The organism is Salibacterium aidingense DSM 18341, from assembly GCF_000429685.1.
Lineage (GTDB): Bacteria > Bacillota > Bacilli > Bacillales > Marinococcaceae > Salibacterium > Salibacterium aidingense.
In genome coordinates this window covers 252034-270090 of the sequence record NZ_AUCI01000006.1, presented here as the reverse complement: position 1 = coordinate 270090, position 18057 = coordinate 252034, and the positions used below count along the sequence as shown (strand labels likewise).

Sequence of the window (18057 nt, the reverse complement as noted above, 5' to 3'; positions counted from 1 at the left end):
TTCATCTTTATATCATCTTGATATCCTTCTTAAGGGAAAGGGGTTAAAAAAATCGCGGGGGGAGAATATGCCAAAAACCATATTAGTTGTGGAAGATGAAGATATTTTACGGGAAGTGGTGAAAGATTATTTTTTAAATGAAGGATATAACGTCCTGGAAGCGGCAGATGGAGAAGAAGCGTTATTTTTATTTCAAGAAGATCATGTGGATTTAATTATTCTTGATATCATGCTGCCGGAACTAGATGGCTGGTCGATCTGCCGGCGGATCCGCAAGACCTCCAATGTCCCGATTATTATGCTGACAGCGCGGGTGGATGAAGATGATACCCTTTTAGGATTTGAACTGGGGGCGGATGATTATATAACCAAACCATACAGTCCCCCTATATTAATGGCAAGGGCAAAACGGCTGCTCAAGAACCGGCATTCTGCAGTTGGTTCTACAGATGATACGCTGTCCCTTCATGGCATTTCTGTAAACTTTCTGTCCCGGACTGTCACCGTAGATGGGGGCCCGCTGGACTTGACGTATACGGAATTTGAAATCTTAACTTATTTGATGCAGAACCGAGGCATTGTCATCACGAAAGAACAATTAATCACTAAAATATGGGGATTTGAATATGTCGGTGACGATCGCACAGTGAATACCCATATACGGAATGTGCGAAATAAACTGGGGGAAAAATCCAAGTTGATTAAAACCATTATCCGGACAGGGTACAAGTTTGAGGGCAGCCTATGAGAAAACGGATTGTCGTTAAATTATTTTTGTTAACAACTGCTTTGTGTATGTTTATCTTAGCTGCCATTTTAATCGGCCAAACCCTCTTCTTTAAAAAGTATTACGCGAACCAGAAAGTAGAGGATATGAAGGCAAGTATTGAATCCTTTGAAACAGAGTATTTACAACATAGAGGAAATACGGAAGCTGTTCAAGGACTCGAACGTGACTTTTACCAAAACCATCATGCCTGGGTTACGACACTGGATCGGTATGGGAACTTGAAGAACGCCAATGATTTTTATGTAGAAGTTCAATTGGATCGTACGGACGGGCAGGAGTTTCCCGATAGGAACATCAAAGTTCCCTTATACCATCTCGTCAACGCAGACGATGTTACAGAGGAGGACTCCCCTTTTTCTTCTGGGATGAGAATCAGTATTTACGGAATTAAAAAAGGTACGTCATTTGTTCCTTATATACTCGGTGAATTAGGCACGTTTCCCAGCGGCACGTTTGGGGCGTTAACCCCTTCGCAGTTGAAATCGGTAAAGGGACAGCCCTTTTGGGAAAACGAGGTCTTGGAAAAAAAGGCGGGGGAACTGCTTGATAAAAACAAGCAGTCCGGTGATACCCAAAGCTCTGTGACGATGGTAAATGGCACCGTAAAGAACGTGGAACTGCCGCAGGGAAATGAAGATTTTATCACTTCCAATGGCTGGTTTATGGATCGGATTCAAGCTTTACAAGCCGACTTATTGCTAGGAAACGCCCCGGACCGCTATGACTCGTTGCAAGTGTTTGATTATGAAGAAAACGGAATAAAATATAAGCAGTTCATTAAACCGGTTAACGATGAGAATGGCGGCACCACTTATATTTTTTCGATGGTATCCTTACAGCCTGTAGATGAAGCAGTGCAGATGGTTCAAGATTATTATGTATATATCATTGGATTTGTGCTCCTTCTTATTTTGCTGATCGCGTTTTATTATTCAAAAAAGATTGCAGATCCCCTGCTGCAAATCAATAGGACGACGAAAAAAATTGCAGATTTAGATTTTTCAGAAGAGGTGCCGTTAACATCACGCGATGAGATTGGCGATTTATCCCGGAATATTAATTTTCTTTCTCATACGTTACACTCCCACATTAAACAGTTGGAACAGGATATCGAAAAAGAAAAAAAACTGGAAAACACCAGAAAAGAATTTATTTCAGGCGTATCCCATGAGTTAAAAACACCTCTAAGTATCATGAACAGCTGCATTTCCATTTTAAAAGACGGCGTTGCAAGCCATAAGAAAGATTATTACTTCGACTCTCTCGCCAAAGAAGTCGACAAGATGAATCACCTGGTGGTGGATATGCTTGAGCTGGCAAAATTCGAATCCGGCACGTATAAAATGAAGATGGACGTTTTTTCTATTGATCAAACCATTGAAAAGGTATATGACCAACTATCTTTAGAGATAGAGAAGAAAAATGTCCATGTTTATACCTCACTTGATAAAGCGGAAGTGATAGCCAATCAACCCCGTATTGAGCAGGTCATTACAAATTTTGTTACCAATGCTATTCACTATACCCCGGAAAATAAAGAGATTATTATTTCCACCATGGAAGAGAAGGAAGCCGTAAAAGTCTGTGTGGAAAATAAAGGCACGCATATCGAATTAGAACAGTTGGATAAAATCTGGGACCGCTTCTATCGTGGAGACACATCCCGCAAACGTTCCAAAGAGGGAACAGGCCTCGGCCTTGCCATAGCCAAGAATATACTGGAACTGCACGATGTCCATTATGGGGTTTCCAATACAGAAGATGGCGTCCTGTTTTTCTTTTACTTAAATAAAGGCTCAGTTAGGTGACGAAAGGAGAGAAACTCGTTATTCGGTTCGGAAAATATAATGGTCGGCAACGATATCGTTGTAAATGTTGTGGCAAAACGATGGAGTGATTATACTGTTAAATACCCACGCTATAAGGAACATCAGCATGGAAAACCCCAAAATGGACAATCCCATAGTAACGAAATACTTACTTGAAGTATTCATACGTCCACTTACTCGATAGGAACAGTACCCAATTGTTGCGCCCATTGTATTTATAACAATATCAGTTAAATCAAAGCTGCCTAAATAAGTTACCATTTGTAAAGTTTCAAAGAATAGAATAAAAAACACAAACAAGACAATAAACGGAAAGTATGATTTTATATGTTTTTCAAACACCATCGGAACAAGGATTCCAAACGGAACAAATGCTAAAAGGTTACCAAGAGCAAATATCCACAGTTTTATAATATCTATTGATAAACGGCTAGGCAGCCACAAAGGAATCCTAGTAAATTCTAATGAATACCGAAATTCGCGCACCTCTTCGAGCTGTTGCGGGCGACCAAATCCGAAAAACATAAAGTACACCAATAGTGCTATATACACACCAAAGAGTATAAATAGGTATTTATTATTATTTTTTTGTGCTGTCAATTTGAACCTCACCTTCAACGTATAGGAATCGAAATTTATCTGCTGCACTAATATAAAAATGCATAAACGACTCAAATTATACTATACAATACTAAATTATTATTCACATAGTTTTATGCAAGTCTAAAGGGTAGATTTCCTTGAATAAGGAATTGCGCGTTGTTCCATTAAAAAGTATAGAAAGGAACCTTGGCTATTAGGCTAACGGGTGCGGGTGTATTCCTTGAAAAAGATTGAAGGAAACCCTATTTACTAGGATTCCTTTTATTCTTACCAAATTATAGCTTTAACAGAGCTAAATAAAAAACCTGTTTTTCCAGGAAAACTTAAAAGCTGATAAGCCGTCCGTTCATGGGCCTTTACAAAAGGTATGGAATGGATGGCTTTTTTTTGTGGCAGCCGCATAGGGCCTGTTAATTCTAATCAACACGATTCGTCAATTTTTATATGATATTGACATGATCTGCACCTCATCTTTACCTCTTTCTATTAATCTTCCAAAAGATAAAGATAGAAAGGCGGTAAAAGCATGAAAAAAAATAGGTTGTTTATGACGTTGCTCTTATTTTCCATTCTCCTGGTATCGGCCTGCACCAGCAGCCCCGCCGACAATAACAGTAACGTTAATCAAAATAATAGTAAAAACAATAATACAGCTTTTAAAGTTGTCATTGATCCGGGCCATGGCGGGAGAGATGTCGGGGCGACAGGTGCCAGCGGCCGGTATGAAAAGAGTTTTACTTTAAGCTTGTCGAAAAAGGTGGAAAAACTATTGGAGGAGGAACCGCAAATCGAAGTTTTTATGACAAGATCGGAGGATCGCTTTATCTCCCAAGAAAGCCGGGAGAGGCCAAAATATGCAAATAAAATAAATGCAGATGTATTTATATCGATTCACGGTAATACGTTTTCCGACCCCAATGTTTCAGGCACTGAAACGTATTATTACCATCAGAGTTCCCGGCCGTTTGCCCAGAACATACAGAAACATGTAGTGGAAGCTGCCGGATTCAGGGATAGAGGAATCAAGAAGAAAGATCTATTTGTTGCAAGGGATACGAAAATGCCGGCGGCCGTGCTGGAAGTAGGTTATCTGACGAATGCAGAGGAGGAGGCGAAAATGCGGACGGAAGATTTTCAATCACATGTTGCCGCTTCCATTGTGGAAGGGATTAAAGAGTATAAAGAGAGATCGGTACCCAAGGTAACGGGGCTCTTTTAAATGTCTGTCCGAAGCCTATGTCCTAAATTGGAATGTCTTTTCTGACTTCACCTTAAATCCAGATTCATTTTCATCCCATCCTATTAATCTGCCAACCAGCATGAAAACGAAATAGAATGAGGTCGTTCCATGAAAAAGCTTAAACTATTTATCCTCCTTGCCTGTTTAGTTATTTTTTATGCCTGCAGTACGGAGACAGCACCTGATAACGAATCACCTGAGATATGTCCGGAATATAAAGATTCATCCGATTCACAAAGAACAGAATCTGATAGGTCACCGGAAAAAAATATAAAAAAAAAGACTGTCTACTTAACTTTTGATGACGGTCCTACTTCAGCAACAACAGATATTTTAGATACTTTACACCAATATAATGCCAAAGCAACCTTTTTCATGCTGGAACCTTCTATGAGGGAACGACCAGAAGTGGTGGACGAAATCGTAGAGGAAGGCCATGCTGTCGGTTTACATGGTGTGACCCACAACATTTCCCATTTTTATAAATCTGAACAATCTGCCCTGGAAGAAATGACCACGGCTCAGGAGACACTTCAACGTATTACAGGAATCCAATCGTATTTGATCCGCACCCCTTATGGTAGTGTTCCGTATTTAACTAAATCCTATCGAGAGGTTTTAGATAGCAAAGGATTTAAATTGTGGGATTGGAATATTGACAGTAGTGATTGGTCTTTATCCAATGACCAATATGTAGATAAGGTGATCAGCCAAATAGAAAAGCTGGTTAATGAAGAAGTGATACCAGTTATTCTTATTCATGATAAACAAAATACAGCTGACCATTTGCCTGCTCTATTAACTTATCTATCAGAACATGGGTTTCAAACAAAAAAAATTGAAGAAAATACACAGCCATATAACTTCAACTGTTATCAACGTTGCCATCGAATATCCACAACGGAGCAGGAGTTTCATGATTAAAAATAAAGAGGCAAACGGGGAGGACTGTTCTTGCCCACCTCGTTTTTGGTGACGTCCTTTTTTGCATTATCATTCTTTATTTGATATCGACAGCATCTTTATTTGATCTTTATCCTGCTCTATTATTCTTTTTACTGTACAAGGATGCCCTGCCGTTTACTCACAGGGCATTAATTAAAATCGAGGAGGTAATGGATATGACAAAAAAAATATTTCTCCCTGTGCTTATTGGAATCCTTGCCATATCGGCTGCAGCCTGTGGCAATAAACAGGACGAAGAACAAACAGGTTCTGTCGAAGAGGAGGAACAGTTTGAATCCACTTACAGTAATAGTATATTTTTAGGAGATTCTGTGTTAGATGGTTTAGCAGAGGTATTGGATGATTCCCGTGTTATCAGTAATGCGGGGGCTACGGCTCAATTCGCCATCGAAGAGGTGGATCAAATCGTCGATAAAAAACCACAGGATATATTTATTATGCTGGGTTCCGATGACATATTGATGCCGGTGGACAACCCCACGGAACATTCCATGACGCATTACACGGAATTAATCAAGAAACTAAAAGAAGAATTGCCAAATGTGAAGATACACGTCTTATCGGTTACCCCGGTGACCGAAGGAGCCATAAAGAAAGAACCACGTTATAAAAATATTCCTGATTATAATGAAGCGCTTAAAGACATGACGGCAGCTGAAAAGGTTGATTACATCGATCTTTCTCCCCTGTTTAACAATCATCAGAACCTGCATGCAGACGATGGCATCCATCTCAAGGCCGATTTTTATCCCCTTTTGCTGGACTATATAAAAAAACATTCGACCATCGATGAAGAGGACGCCTAGATGCAGACAAAGAAAAGCAGATATATGCCAGGCTTGGATGGAATCAGGGCGTTTGCAGTAGTTGCAGTGATCGCCTACCATCTCGATTTGGAATGGGCGTCCGGCGGGTTTTTAGGGGTAGGGGTGTTTTTTGTTTTATCCGGCTATCTCATTACAGATTTATTGATGAGGGAATGGAAGCATACAGGACAGATTAATTTGCGTCATTTTTGGATTCGGCGTGCCAGGCGCCTGCTGCCGGGAGTGCTTCTTTTATTGATCGTGCTGGCCGTATGGATGACCCTGTTTCATGCCTCCCAATTAACTGATTTTTGGGACGATTGGCTGGCTTCATTATTTTATGTTACCAATTGGTGGTTCATTTTTAATGATGTCGGTTATTTCTCCCATTTTGGCCAGCCATCGCCGCTATTACATCTCTGGTCCCTCGCGGTGGAGGAGCAATTCTATCTTGTTTGGCCATTTTTCCTGTTATTGGGGCTCCGTTTCATTCCAAAACGTAAGTTCCTATTCTTGCTTATCCTCGTTGGTGCCTTCGTTTCAGCACTTGAAATGGCAGTAATTTATCAACCAGGGCTGATGGATACAAGCAGAGTGTATTTTGGGACCGATACCCGTGCGTTCGCCCTTTTGATAGGTGCAGCCCTCGCCTTATATCTGCCCAGCCAAATGGTTACGGAAAATATGGCCGATAACAAACGTCTGCGCCTGACACTGAATATAATGGGAACAACGGGCCTTGTCAGCTTATGCTGGATGATGGGCCAGACGAATCAGTATGAAGCATTTCTTTACCGCGGCGGGATGGTCCTCCAGTGTATTGCAGCGGCAGCTGTAATCGCCGCAGCGGTTCACCCGTCAACTTGGATCTCTCGCATTATGGGATGCAGTCTGCTGCGTTGGTTGGGAGTTCGTTCATATGGCATTTATATATGGCATTACCCCGTTCTCGTGTTGACCTTCCCTGCCGCTGCGGCGGAAGGGTGGTATTCCATCCCTCGTATTACGATACAAATAACTGTAATTCTTTTGATTGCGTCCCTTTCCTGGCGATTCATTGAGAAACCCATTCGTTACGGAACATCAGGAAAGAAATCGGAGCTCCCTACAGGACAGCAGGCTCAGCCATGAGGAAGTATTAATATAGCGATGGATCTAGCTTCAGCGGCGATAGGTAAAAGCCTCTCTTTCGTGCCCGCACGGGAGGGAGGCTTTTCTGTAACTAACATGGATGATGGTACGCCCAGGCCATGCTCCTAAGAATGAGATTGGCGGAGTTTATCAAAAAAATGGGAGGCTGCGAAGCTGAATGGTTCCTTCATTCCTGCCCCTCCTTTCTTTTCATTAAAGCATGTTACGTTACGTCATATGCAATGGTTTATTTAAAAATAGGTCTAGGTATCTTGATTTCCTCCTGCTCTATCCCTGCCTCTGTATTGTCTCCTTTTTCTGCAATCCTTATATCTTCACAGCTCTCGAATGCTTTTTCCTTCTATGGAACAAAATAATTAGTTTCCAGCCAATCAGGACAATTATTTGCTTTTCATTCTTTATTAAGAACATAAACAGTGGCATTTAACCACATATAAAACAGAATCAGAAGATAAATAAAGAAAATCGATGAAACTCCGTTCTTTATAACGAATAAAAACAGGTGAAGAGGATTTGCAGCCTTTGTGTTCTTTATAAAATAATGATACGTTCTTTATTAAGAACAATAAGAGGAGAGGAACACCATTGAAAATACTGCTTAAGACATTCATTGTTTTTCTGCTGTTGGCCGGAAGTCTGCTTCCTTACGCGGAAAGCAGGGTATCAGCAGAAGAAGACGAGGCTTCTGTATTGGTTCTGTATTCTTCTAAAGACAAGACGGTAGATGCAGATCAACGGCTGTTGGATATGGCTATTGGCGCTTTTACAGATTCTATCACTTTTAAGGACGCAGAAACGGTGACAGTGGAAGACATAGAGGGAGTGACACATCTTTTTTATTACGGGAAAGTGCAGGATACTCTTTCCTCCAACGTAAGGGAGGTGATGGACACTTTTTCCGGACCAGTGATGGCCCTGGGGAAAAACGTAGAACAATTGGGAAACGGGTTTGATTTTGTAAAGTCGGCACACTGTCAGACGATTACGGCATTGTCCATGCCGGGGCAGCCCGATAAAGCGATGACGATTGAGCCGGAGGAAGTGGATGGGATTGAAATAGACGAAGAAACGGAGGTCCTTGTGCAGGGAGAAAATAAAACAGGGACTTATCCCATAATGGTAAAAAGAGAAAATCACTATTACTATGACTCTGATTCGCTGGTACCGCCTTTTTCCATGTATTTCAGCCAGGTGCTGTATGACGTTTTTGACATAGACACTCCTGCCGGGAACCCGGCATATATCCGGCTGGAAGATATTCACCCGCTGGCTGATCCGGAACAGCTGATGGCGGTGGCAGAGATACTGAAAGAAAAAGAGATTCCCTATATGATGGCGGTTATTCCGGTTTATACGGATCCGGAAACAGGCGAGGAAATGCATTTTAATGATGCTCCTGAGGTACTGAAAGCTCTTCGTTACATGCAGAAAAACGGAGGCAGCGTTATACTGCACGGTTATACCCACCAATACCGGGACAGCGAAACCGGGGAGGGATTTGAATTCTGGGACGTAGAGAATGATAGGCCGATTTATCAGGGCCAGGAAGAAGAAGCGGATCTACGGAGATTGGAAGATTTCGAAAGCAGGGAAGCGTTTGAGGAATTCACCGAGGAAAATAAAGCGTTTGAAAGGGACTATATCGAGAAACGGGTAACGCGGGGTATTCAGGAACTGGCCAATTTCGGTCTATACCCGCTTGCTTTTGAAGCCCCGCATTATACGATGTCCCAAAACGGCTATGAGGTCGTATCTGAGTATTTTTCCACGTACGTAGGGCAGCTGCAGCTTCATGATAAAGACTGGCGGACAATGGAAACGACACCCATTCCTTCAAAACCCAGCTTTTTGCACGGCATGCAGCTGCTGCCGGAAACCCTTGGCTATGTTAAGCCGGAGGATGACAAAGCTGTCGAACGTATGATGAAACAGGCAGACCAGTATCAAATAACTGATGGAGGAATGACAGGAGGATTCTATCACCCTTATCTGGGCGTTGAGAGATTCGAAGATTTAATAGAAGGAATGGAGCAGATTCCGGATGTTCAATGGATTGATTTAAAGGAAATGAAAAATGTCACAACTGCAGAAAATGTTGAAATTACGAGCGGGGACGGGACGATAGAAACCGACATCAATCAACGTGGATTAATGATGACATCGATGGATTTTCCCGTCTATCATATCAAAGTGGCAGCGGAAAAATCCATGTGGGGCATCGCTGGAATAGGGATGTCAGGGGTGGTTTTATTTGGAGCTTACATGACCGTCCAGCGTTCCAGCCGAAAACGGATGAGGGGGGAGAAGTAGAATGGCTGATTTCGTGCTGTATTTATCCTTGTTTATTATCTGGTTTATGCTTTTTTATCACATGTTTCTTATGCAGGGAGGCTATCTCCACTATCTCCGTCATCCGAAAACGAAAGCGGAATGGGAGGCTTCTCCCGGCGAGATGCCGTTCGTCAGCATATTAATACCGGCCCATAATGAAGAAATGGTGATAGCAAAGACGCTGGAAGCGATGGCTGTGCTCCGTTATCCAAAGGAAAAGCTTGAAATTATTGTGATTAATGATAATTCGGGGGACAGGACGGGGGATATCGTGGAAGCCTGGGCCGGGCGTTATCCTTTCATCAAAGCTGTTCATACCCGCCCGCCGCATGCAGGCAAAGGAAAATCGGGCGCGTTGAACCAGGGGCTCGTCCACGCCTCCGGAGAAGTGATCGCTGTCTATGACGCAGACAACACCCCGGAGCCTGATGCTATCTATTACTTGGCGCTGGGACTGAACAACGATAAAAAAGCAGGCGCGATCGTGGGTAAATTCCGGGTCCTTAATGCCGAGAAAAACCTGCTCACCCGTTTGATTAATATGGAGACATTAACCTTCCAATGGCTGGCCCAGGCAGGAAGGTGGTTCTGGTTTAAGATGACGACCATCCCCGGCACAAATTTTGCGATCCGCCGGGAGATTCTGGAGGAGCTGGGCGGCTGGGACGAAAAGGCATTATCCGAAGATACCGAACTCAGCTTCCGGGTCTACAACCTTGGATATTATATTCGCTTTTTCCCTGCTGCCATCACCTGGGAACAGGAACCGGAAAATCTGAAAGTATGGTGGAAACAGCGGATGCGCTGGGCTCGCGGTAATGAGTATGTGATTGGAAAATATTTGTTCCGGTTTGCCGGGCTGAAGAATAAACGAATCGGTCTTGATCTCTTTTACTTTTTATTTACGTATCTATTGTTTTTCAGCGGCATTCTACTTTCTCATGCGATTTTTATAACGAACCTGTTTATCGATCTGGAGTTGTCCATTGGGATGGTTTCTTATATTCTGCTCGTTACCGGCTTTTTGTTATTTGTTGTCGAAGTGTGGCTCGCCCTCAGCCTTGAAAAAGGCCAACTGACGATAAGAAATGCCGGAACCGCCCTGCTCATGTATTTTACGTATTCCCAATTGTGGCTCGCGCTTGTTGTTAATGCAACTTTTGCAGAAATGAAACGAATGCTCATGAAGCAGGAAATAACGTGGTATAAAACGCAGCGATTTCAGGCAGACGCTAGAAAACAGGCGAAAAAAGGAAATCAGGCAAAAATTTCATCTTAATCCTGGGAGGTATTATTATGACAAAAGTAATGACAATCATCGGAACAAGACCGGAGGGGATCAAGATGGCGCCAGTGGCGCGTGCCCTCGAAGCGTCGGAATATATGGAGAGTATTCTGCTGAATACCGCCCAGCACAGGGATATGCTGGATCAGGTGCTGGATTTGTTCCATCTGGTGCCGGACTATGATCTAAACATTATGAAAGCAGGCCAGCGTCTGGAAGAGTTAACCGTTCGTTTGTTTGAAGGGATTACTCCGATCTTGGAAAAAGAAAAACCAGACGTGGTCCTCGTTCATGGAGATACAACCACCACCTTTATCGGGGCCTATGCCTCCTTTTTGCGGCAGATTCCAGTCGGCCATGTGGAGGCCGGCCTTCGGACAAATACTCTCTATTCTCCGTTTCCGGAGGAATTGAACCGACAGATGGTAGGACGACTGGCAGCCTATCATTTTGCCGCGACGGAGAAAAATAGACAAAATCTTCTGAAAGAAAACGCCCGCCCCGACTCGATTGCTGTCGTCGGCAATACAGTGATAGATGCCCTGTTGGAAATTTCCGAGCGCCCATTTGAGTTTGACGACGAGCTGAAACCTATTTTTGAAAACGGGAAACGAACGATTCTATTAACCACCCACCGCCGTGAAAATCTAGAGGAAATGGAGCAGGTATACCGGGCGGTGCAGCGTATTGTACAGCAGCATGATGATATTCAGGTCGTATTTCCGGTCCATAAAAACCCGGTAATCCGTCAAAAAGTAATGAGAGAATTTGTCGATATGAAAAACATTTATCTCATCGAGCCGCTGGGGTATGAGCAATTTGTCCATGTCATGAAACAGTCGTATCTGGTGATTACCGATTCCGGCGGAATTCAAGAGGAAGCGCCGGCCCTGGGGAAACCGGTGCTTGTAGCGAGAAACACAACCGAGCGGCCGGAAGGAGTGGAAGCCGGCACCCTGAAGCTGGTGGGAACATCGGAGGAAGCGATTGTCACAGCCGGTGAAACATTGTTGAACGATGAAAAAGCTTATCAGCAGATGGCGGCTGTCCGTAATCCGTTTGGGGAAGGGAACGCTTCCCGGCAGATTGTAGATTTTCTGCAAAGCGCCGGCGGGCAGATGGAGCCGGCAGGTATAGACAGAAAACAGGTTTTATATCGGTAGGAGGAAATGGGGGTGAAACACATCATTGTTTTGGCAGCCATCATGTTGGCAGCAGGGGGAGCGCTGCTCTACTGGTTTTTCCTGGCGGACAGGCCCTCCGATAGAATGACGGAGGACTTCATCCGGCGCTGGCTCACAAATGATAACGGCATGCTGGCGACCTACCTGCAGGACGGGGAGGTAGAGGATGAGGATGAAGTCAAGGGAAGGGAAGCCTTGTCGGAAACCCTGGGGTTATGGATGACTTACGCATATGAAAGAGAAGATGAAATACTGTTTGAACAATCGTACCAGATTCTTATCCGTTCTTTTTTGGCGGAAGATGGGTTTGTTTACTGGAAATTGTCGGAGCAGGGTGAAATCGAAGTGTCCGCCAATGCCTTCATTGACGATCTGCGTCTGGCCGAGATTTTGATGAAGGCCGGAAGCGTATGGAAGGTGGGAAAGTATCAGGAAACGGCTCGTTATATCCTTTCCTATTTAGAAGGTCATAACATATATGCCGGTATTTTCACAGATTTTTATGAACGAAAGGAGAATGATGTGAGCGACACGATCACTCTCTCTTATATTGACGCGGCTGCCCTGCAATATCTCAGGGAAGACGGGACGGTTGCTTCGGAGCCTGCGGAGGCGACGATGAAAGTGTTATTTCAGGCACCGGCCCCTGACGGATTTTACCCAAAAGCTTATCATATAAAAAATCAGCGTTATCTCTATGATGAGCAGGTCAATATGGTGGATCAGGCCTTAACAGCCCTTCATCAAGCGGAAATGGGCGTGGTGTCGCAGGAATTTCTCCAATTTATTCAAACAGAAATGCGAGAACGGGAACTGGTTCATGGAATATATGATCTACAGAGCAGGGAGCCTCTTGTCGATTACGAATCTCCCGCCATTTATGCCCTGCTTGTCATGTATTGCCTGGAAATAGGAGAAACGCGTTTAGCTGACGCTCTCTACGACCGGATGACAACTTTTCGGATAGAGCGGCCTTCCAGTAAATACTATGGCGGCTATTCGATCCATCAGGAGGATACCCACATTTTTGATAATGTACTCCCCATGCTTGCAGAACTGCGTATGAAACAAAAGTCTTGACCCAGCCTTATGATTTGGGCTCTATTTGAAAATTCCTGCTTAAGAAACCGGGGCTTTCACCGATATAATAATTAAAGACAGTACATCTTGTTATATAGAAATTGGGGGAAGCACAGCATGTCTTTTCAAAATGCTCAGACAGCCTATAAACAGACGATGAAACAAGCGGAGGATTATCAGAAAACGACAGGAAAAACAGCAAATCAGACATTCACTCCCGCCTCGGCGCCGTCGTCGGGAAGCGGCGCAGCACTTGGCAGCGTGAACCCGCCGCAGCAGAAGCAAGCTGCGAACCCGTATCAGCAAAATGCTCTGGATACGGCCTCCAGCGGGGATCTGACCCTGTTATTATATAATGGCTGCATAAAATTTATCGATAAAGCTGATAAAGCGATGGAAGAAAATAATATCGAAGACAAAAATAAATTTATCAAGCGCGCCCAGGATATTATCCGGGAGTTGATGATAACCTTGAAAACCGACTCTGACATCGGACAGAACATGTACAGCCTGTATGACTTTATCCACCGCCGTCTGATTGATGCCAACGTCCAGAACGACCGGGAGGCGTTACAGGAAGCACGTGGGTTTGTCGTGGATTTTCGAGACACGTGGAAAGAAATTATTAAACTGGATCGCCAGCAGCGATTTGGAGAAGGAGGACAAGCGTAAATGGCTTTGGTTAAAGAGCTGTATCTTGTCACCAAAGCATTATATGAGCACATGTCCCAGCCTCTTCCGAAAGAGCTGGAAGCACGAGACCGGTATGTCGAAGAGCTGGAACAGCACCTGGAAAAACGAGCGTCTCTCCTGCAGCGCTTGAAAGACGAAACAGAATTCAGTGAAGCCGAAAAGTCGCTCGGGGCGGAAATGTTTAAAATGAACGAAGAAATTCAGCGTTTTATGGAAGCCTCCCGCGGAGAACTTCGTCTCGGCATGCAGGAACTAAAAAAGAAAAAGCAGTCCAGCCAGCGCTATGAACGGCCCTATACCGGCCCCACGGTGGACGGCGTCTTTTTTGACAAAAAGAACTAAAGAAACAGCCGCAGAGCGCGGCTGTTTTTTAAATGGAGACAGATGATGGTTTTTGCTGGAGACAATACAGGTTTATGGGGAGTTTTGGGGTATATATCCCGTTCCTTGGTGTGCCTCTTCCCACTTTATGTTATGGTCAGGAAAAAGGAGAATTTTCAATGGCAGAACAACTCGAACAAGCCGAACAGGAATTTCTCGAGCATTACCTGGGATATTTGCAGACGGTGGAAGAAGGAATCGGTTCGGTGGCTTATTTTTACCGGGAGGGATTTGAAGAAAACGGGGATCGGCTGCTCAACCAGATGCTCGACGGTTTTGATGCCATGTCCTCGGGCAGCATGACCATGGATTACTTATTTGCTCAGAAAGCCGGTTTAAAAGGAGAAATGGAAACCTTTCATGAGAAGATAGAAGAAGCCAAAACAATTCCTTCTCTTTCCGGTCCGGAAGAAAAAATGCAGGCACTTACGGCGGGATTCACCCCGGCTTTCCAACGTTGGAAAGTATTTGTGGAAAACATGGCAGCCGGCTGATGTGGAGAGCGTCCGGCAGAAACAGAAACCATCTCCGGATGAAAAGAAACGTACAAAAAAGGACCCCCTGGAGACAGGACATCCTTCTTACTTTGATTCTGATTCTTCTGCATCGGCGGTGTCCTCTTCTCCCTTTTCCTCTTCCCCATTTAAGTATTCACTGAGGTCGAAGTCGAGAATAGACTCTTCTTCCGAAGCACTCTCTTCGTTCTCATAAATTTCATCCATTTCAATGCCGTCAATGCTGTCAAACTCTTCCATATCATCAAAGCCGCTGAATTCTTCCAGCTCCATTTCTTCTGCCCGGTCCAATACATCCACCGGGATGGAAATATCCTCCGTTTCATCCAGATCGGAATATCGGGCGACGATGACATGGGTCGAAGTGTTGCCGTTTCCTTCTTCACTATTCATATTCATCTCGAGATTCATTTTTAATTTCTTTGCATAAAACGTTTCTTTATCAATCTGTAGTTCGTAAGTGAGATTGCCGATTTCGGTCATATACATCATATCCTCCATGGAGGTGGAGAAATCTGTATTGACCATCCCCATCATCTCCAGGGCAATCTGCTGGGTCTGTTCGTCATTTCCGTTAAACGTAAGCTGATAATGACGGTTCCCCTCCACGACTTCAATTTCACTGCTGTACGCTTCAATCATTTCCAGAATGTGGGCCGGGCTTTCGAACGATTTATCATAGGATTGAAAATCCTCGGTGAATTGTTCCGGGAACTGAACCCATCGTCCTTCCGAGGAATCAAAAATATAAAACCCTTCTTCTGTAAAGTAACGTTCCAATCCTACAAGACTATTCGCTGCATCCTCCGGGGCGCTGTCCCTTTTTTCAATCGTGGCGGTTTGATGATAACGAAGGGGCTCAAGGTTAACAAGTGTGTTGGAACGATATTTATTTTCAACCGTTTCTTCTGGATTCAGCTCAATCTGCTGGTTCATATTCGTCGCTATGGTGTAGCTTTCTATACTTTCCATCTCGTTAATGGAACGCTGGAGCACTTCCTGTGCCGGCATAACTTCTTCTTCGGGGTCTTCCGGGTCCTCGGGTTCCTCTTCTTCGGGAGGGACTTCGGTCTCCCCGTTGTCATCCGTTTCAGCTTCGGACATGCATGCGGATAATAATAAAATAACAATGAGGGCAAACATGCCTCCACGGATTCGATCCATGTTTTTTCCTCCTCTGCATGAGGCTATCATTAAAATAGTATCATATGATGCCGTGATTGGATAGAGCCAGCCATTGCAAAAGAAAAGCAAGTCCTGCGGGGAATATGTAACAGGAGCTTGCTTTTTGCTGCCATAGAAGAGGAAAAGGCAGGCCGATACGTAAAGGAGAAGCTGTCGGAGGGTTGGGAAAATATGTTGTTATGCTATTCATTTTACCGGAAAAATTGAAAAATTCAAGGAAATGGAAAAAATACCACCGAAAATCATTTTTGGCGTGATATCCGCATGTCGCACCCTGTCGAACCCCCGCCCGAAATTAAAATTTGGATCGGAATTGAATAGGAAAATGGAAACACGGGTATGGAGGAAAACAGATAAATATTAAAGGAGAGGGTAAAAATGGAAGGTCGTCTTTTTATAGATGGAAAGTGGGAAACGGCATCCAACGGTGCTTTTTCTGTTAGAAATCCGTCGTCGAACGAAGAAGTGGGAACCGCGGCGGATGGAAGCCGGGAAGAAACGAGAAAAGCCATTGAAGCAGCAGAAAGCGCAAGACCGGGCTGGGCTGGAAGGACAGCTGCAGAGCGGGCGTCCTTCTTGAAAGAGATACACCGGCTGATGATGGAAAAGCAGGAAGAACTGGGAGAACTGATTACCCTGGAAATGGGAAAACCGTTCCAGGAGGCGAAAGGAGAGGTAGCCTATGCTGCTTCTTTTCTGGAATGGTTTGCCGAAGAAGCAAAACGGGTCTACGGAGAGACTATTCCAGCTAATTCTCCAGACAAGCGGATGATGGTCATTCATCAGCCTGTTGGGGTTTCTGGAGCGATTACACCGTGGAACTTCCCGCAGGCGATGGTGACCAGAAAAGTAGCTCCCGCTCTTGCTGCAGGCTGTCCGGTTGTTCTGAAACCAGCCGAAGATACCCCGTTGTCCGCTGTGAAATTCGCTGAAATCTGCGAAGAAGCAGGTCTTCCAAAGGGTGTATTTAATTTGATCACCGGTCAGAATGCGGCAGACATCGGCGGAGAACTCATGGCGAATAAAACGGTCCGGAAAGTAACGTTTACCGGTTCGACGGAAGTCGGAAAGATTTTAATGGAACAAGGGGCGGATCACATTAAGAAATTGTCCCTTGAATTAGGCGGCCACGCCCCGATTCTTGTGCTCGATGATGCAGAGGTGGAAAAAGCTGTAGACGGAACGGTGGCATCGAAATTCCGCAACGCCGGTCAAACGTGCGTGTGCGGGAACCGAGTGTATGTAGAAGAGAATATATATGATACATTTGTCGAGCGCTTGAAGGAAGAAGTCGAAAAGCTGGCTGTCGGAGACGGATTTAAAGAGGGAGTTGCGCTTGGCCCGCTCATTAATAAAGAGGGCTGGGAAAAAGTCGACCGCCATGTAAAAGATGCACTGGACAAGGGCGCCGAAATTGTGACCGGCGGCAGAGGCTGGGAAGAAAACGGAGGCTATTTCTACGAACCTACGGTGTTAAAAAATGTTACGAGTGACATGGTCATTATGGAAGAAGAAACGTTTGGCCCGATTGCTCCCGTTCAGAAAGTTTCAGACGAAAACGAAGGCATACATTTATCGAACAACTCCCCGTACGGCTTGGCTTCATACTTCTTCACAGAAAGTATGAGCCGCGGCATGAAAGTGGCTGAAGCGCTGGAATACGGCATTGTCGGATGGAATGACGGACGCCCTTCCGCCGCACAGGCTCCATTCGGCGGCTGGAAACAAAGCGGTATTGGACGCGAAGGAGGCCATCAAGGCATCGAGCCGTTTCTGGAAACAAAATATATTTCGATCGGCCTGTAGTCCATTGGAGCAGGGCGGTATAGGAACGGATATCTGTTCCGTTAATGGCCGGTATTCAGGCGTTTTTTAGAGGCTGCGGACATTTGTTCCTCTATTTCTTATGTTTTACTGCAATAAGGAATGGATGGGTAACATTAACGGAATAAATGTCCCAAACCTCCCTGAAAATACGCATTTGAAGGAAGTTAGCGGAACAAATGTCCGCCCGGAC

Annotated in this window: 15 protein-coding genes and 2 pseudogenes; 15 read left to right on the top strand and 2 right to left on the bottom strand. The window is 44.5% G+C overall.

Annotation, left to right across the window (positions count from 1 at the left end; genetic code table 11):
* The first annotated feature begins 67 nt into the window (after positions 1-67).
* The 3 genes and pseudogenes from G475_RS0107455 to G475_RS28160 form a co-directional block, all read left to right on the top strand.
* Positions 68-748 (top strand): response regulator transcription factor, encoded by a 681-nt coding sequence (locus G475_RS0107455; RefSeq protein WP_026700741.1) that lies wholly within the window; start codon positions 68-70, stop codon positions 746-748.
* A complete protein-coding gene (locus G475_RS0107450) occupies positions 745-2598 on the top strand; it encodes a sensor histidine kinase (protein ID WP_026700740.1) in 1854 nt (617 codons plus the stop codon). Before G475_RS0107455 ends, G475_RS0107450 begins: the two co-directional genes overlap by 4 nt.
* A 17-nt stretch (positions 2599-2615) precedes the next feature.
* A pseudogene (locus G475_RS28160) lies at positions 2616-2678 on the top strand (IS1/IS1595 family N-terminal zinc-binding domain-containing protein); the annotation flags it as partial.
* A 127-nt stretch (positions 2679-2805) separates the two neighbouring features.
* On the opposite strand, the pseudogene G475_RS27720 reads toward G475_RS28160, so the two are convergent.
* Positions 2806-3171, bottom strand: a pseudogene (locus tag G475_RS27720) (VanZ family protein); the annotation flags it as partial.
* Between the two features lie 577 nt (positions 3172-3748).
* Between G475_RS27720 and G475_RS0107435 the strand changes: the two are divergent.
* The 11 genes from G475_RS0107435 (at position 3749) to G475_RS0107385 (ending at position 14834) form a co-directional block, all read left to right on the top strand.
* The gene (locus G475_RS0107435; RefSeq protein ID WP_026700739.1) at positions 3749-4441 is read left to right on the top strand and encodes an N-acetylmuramoyl-L-alanine amidase family protein; all 693 of its coding nucleotides are present in this window, start codon (positions 3749-3751) and stop codon (positions 4439-4441) included.
* 129 nt (positions 4442-4570) lie between these two features.
* The gene (locus G475_RS0107430; RefSeq protein ID WP_026700738.1) at positions 4571-5386 is read left to right on the top strand and encodes a polysaccharide deacetylase family protein; all 816 of its coding nucleotides are present in this window, start codon (positions 4571-4573) and stop codon (positions 5384-5386) included.
* Between the two features lie 197 nt (positions 5387-5583).
* A complete protein-coding gene (locus G475_RS0107425) occupies positions 5584-6234 on the top strand; it encodes a GDSL-type esterase/lipase family protein (RefSeq protein WP_084414033.1) in 651 nt (216 codons plus the stop codon).
* On the top strand, positions 6235-7365 hold the full coding sequence (locus tag G475_RS24465) for an acyltransferase family protein (protein ID WP_051302271.1): 1131 nt from the start codon (positions 6235-6237) through the stop codon (positions 7363-7365).
* Between the two features lie 606 nt (positions 7366-7971).
* Complete coding sequence (locus G475_RS24460) at positions 7972-9696, top strand: polysaccharide deacetylase family protein (protein WP_051302269.1); 1725 nt, start codon at positions 7972-7974, stop codon at positions 9694-9696.
* A 1-nt stretch (position 9697) separates the two neighbouring features.
* Complete coding sequence (locus G475_RS0107410) at positions 9698-10996, top strand: glycosyltransferase family 2 protein (protein WP_026700736.1); 1299 nt, start codon at positions 9698-9700, stop codon at positions 10994-10996.
* Positions 10997-11013: 17 nt separating this feature from the next.
* On the top strand, positions 11014-12165 hold the full coding sequence (gene wecB / locus G475_RS0107405; RefSeq protein ID WP_026700735.1) for a non-hydrolyzing UDP-N-acetylglucosamine 2-epimerase: 1152 nt from the start codon (positions 11014-11016) through the stop codon (positions 12163-12165).
* Positions 12166-12177: 12 nt separating this feature from the next.
* Entirely contained in the window at positions 12178-13266 is a 1089-nt protein-coding gene (locus G475_RS24455; RefSeq protein WP_051302267.1) for a glycosyl hydrolase family 8, read from the top strand.
* A 117-nt stretch (positions 13267-13383) separates the two neighbouring features.
* Complete coding sequence (gene fliS, locus G475_RS0107395; RefSeq protein WP_324603207.1) at positions 13384-13938, top strand: flagellar export chaperone FliS; 555 nt, start codon at positions 13384-13386, stop codon at positions 13936-13938.
* Positions 13939-14301, top strand: coding sequence for a flagellar protein FliT (locus tag G475_RS0107390; protein WP_026700733.1), 363 nt, complete (start codon positions 13939-13941; stop codon positions 14299-14301).
* A gap of 158 nt (positions 14302-14459) precedes the next feature.
* Positions 14460-14834, top strand: a complete 375-nt coding sequence (locus G475_RS0107385; RefSeq protein WP_156911644.1) for a hypothetical protein — start codon at positions 14460-14462, stop codon at positions 14832-14834.
* An 87-nt stretch (positions 14835-14921) separates the two neighbouring features.
* On the opposite strand, the gene G475_RS0107380 is transcribed toward G475_RS0107385, so the two are convergent.
* Positions 14922-16019 (bottom strand): DUF6612 family protein, encoded by a 1098-nt coding sequence (locus G475_RS0107380; protein WP_026700731.1) that lies wholly within the window; start codon positions 16017-16019, stop codon positions 14922-14924.
* A 399-nt stretch (positions 16020-16418) separates the two neighbouring features.
* Between G475_RS0107380 and G475_RS0107375 the strand changes: the two genes are divergently transcribed.
* Positions 16419-17846, top strand: coding sequence for an NAD-dependent succinate-semialdehyde dehydrogenase (locus G475_RS0107375; protein WP_026700730.1), 1428 nt, complete (start codon positions 16419-16421; stop codon positions 17844-17846).
* Positions 17847-18057 lie beyond the last annotated feature (211 nt).

Coding starts and splice junctions, on each gene's coding strand:
- G475_RS0107385 (WP_156911644.1), top strand. CDS start 14,460: ATGGCAGAACAACTCGAACAAGCCGAACAGGAATTTCTCGAGCATTAC.
- G475_RS24465 (WP_051302271.1), top strand. CDS start 6,235: ATGCAGACAAAGAAAAGCAGATATATGCCAGGCTTGGATGGAATCAGG.
- fliS (WP_324603207.1), top strand. CDS start 13,384: ATGTCTTTTCAAAATGCTCAGACAGCCTATAAACAGACGATGAAACAA.
- G475_RS0107375 (WP_026700730.1), top strand. CDS start 16,419: ATGGAAGGTCGTCTTTTTATAGATGGAAAGTGGGAAACGGCATCCAAC.
- G475_RS0107435 (WP_026700739.1), top strand. CDS start 3,749: ATGAAAAAAAATAGGTTGTTTATGACGTTGCTCTTATTTTCCATTCTC.
- G475_RS0107380 (WP_026700731.1), bottom strand. CDS start 16,019: ATGGATCGAATCCGTGGAGGCATGTTTGCCCTCATTGTTATTTTATTA.
- G475_RS0107450 (WP_026700740.1), top strand. CDS start 745: ATGAGAAAACGGATTGTCGTTAAATTATTTTTGTTAACAACTGCTTTG.
- G475_RS0107430 (WP_026700738.1), top strand. CDS start 4,571: ATGAAAAAGCTTAAACTATTTATCCTCCTTGCCTGTTTAGTTATTTTT.
- G475_RS0107455 (WP_026700741.1), top strand. CDS start 68: ATGCCAAAAACCATATTAGTTGTGGAAGATGAAGATATTTTACGGGAA.
- wecB (WP_026700735.1), top strand. CDS start 11,014: ATGACAAAAGTAATGACAATCATCGGAACAAGACCGGAGGGGATCAAG.
- G475_RS0107410 (WP_026700736.1), top strand. CDS start 9,698: ATGGCTGATTTCGTGCTGTATTTATCCTTGTTTATTATCTGGTTTATG.
- G475_RS0107390 (WP_026700733.1), top strand. CDS start 13,939: ATGGCTTTGGTTAAAGAGCTGTATCTTGTCACCAAAGCATTATATGAG.
- G475_RS0107425 (WP_084414033.1), top strand. CDS start 5,584: ATGACAAAAAAAATATTTCTCCCTGTGCTTATTGGAATCCTTGCCATA.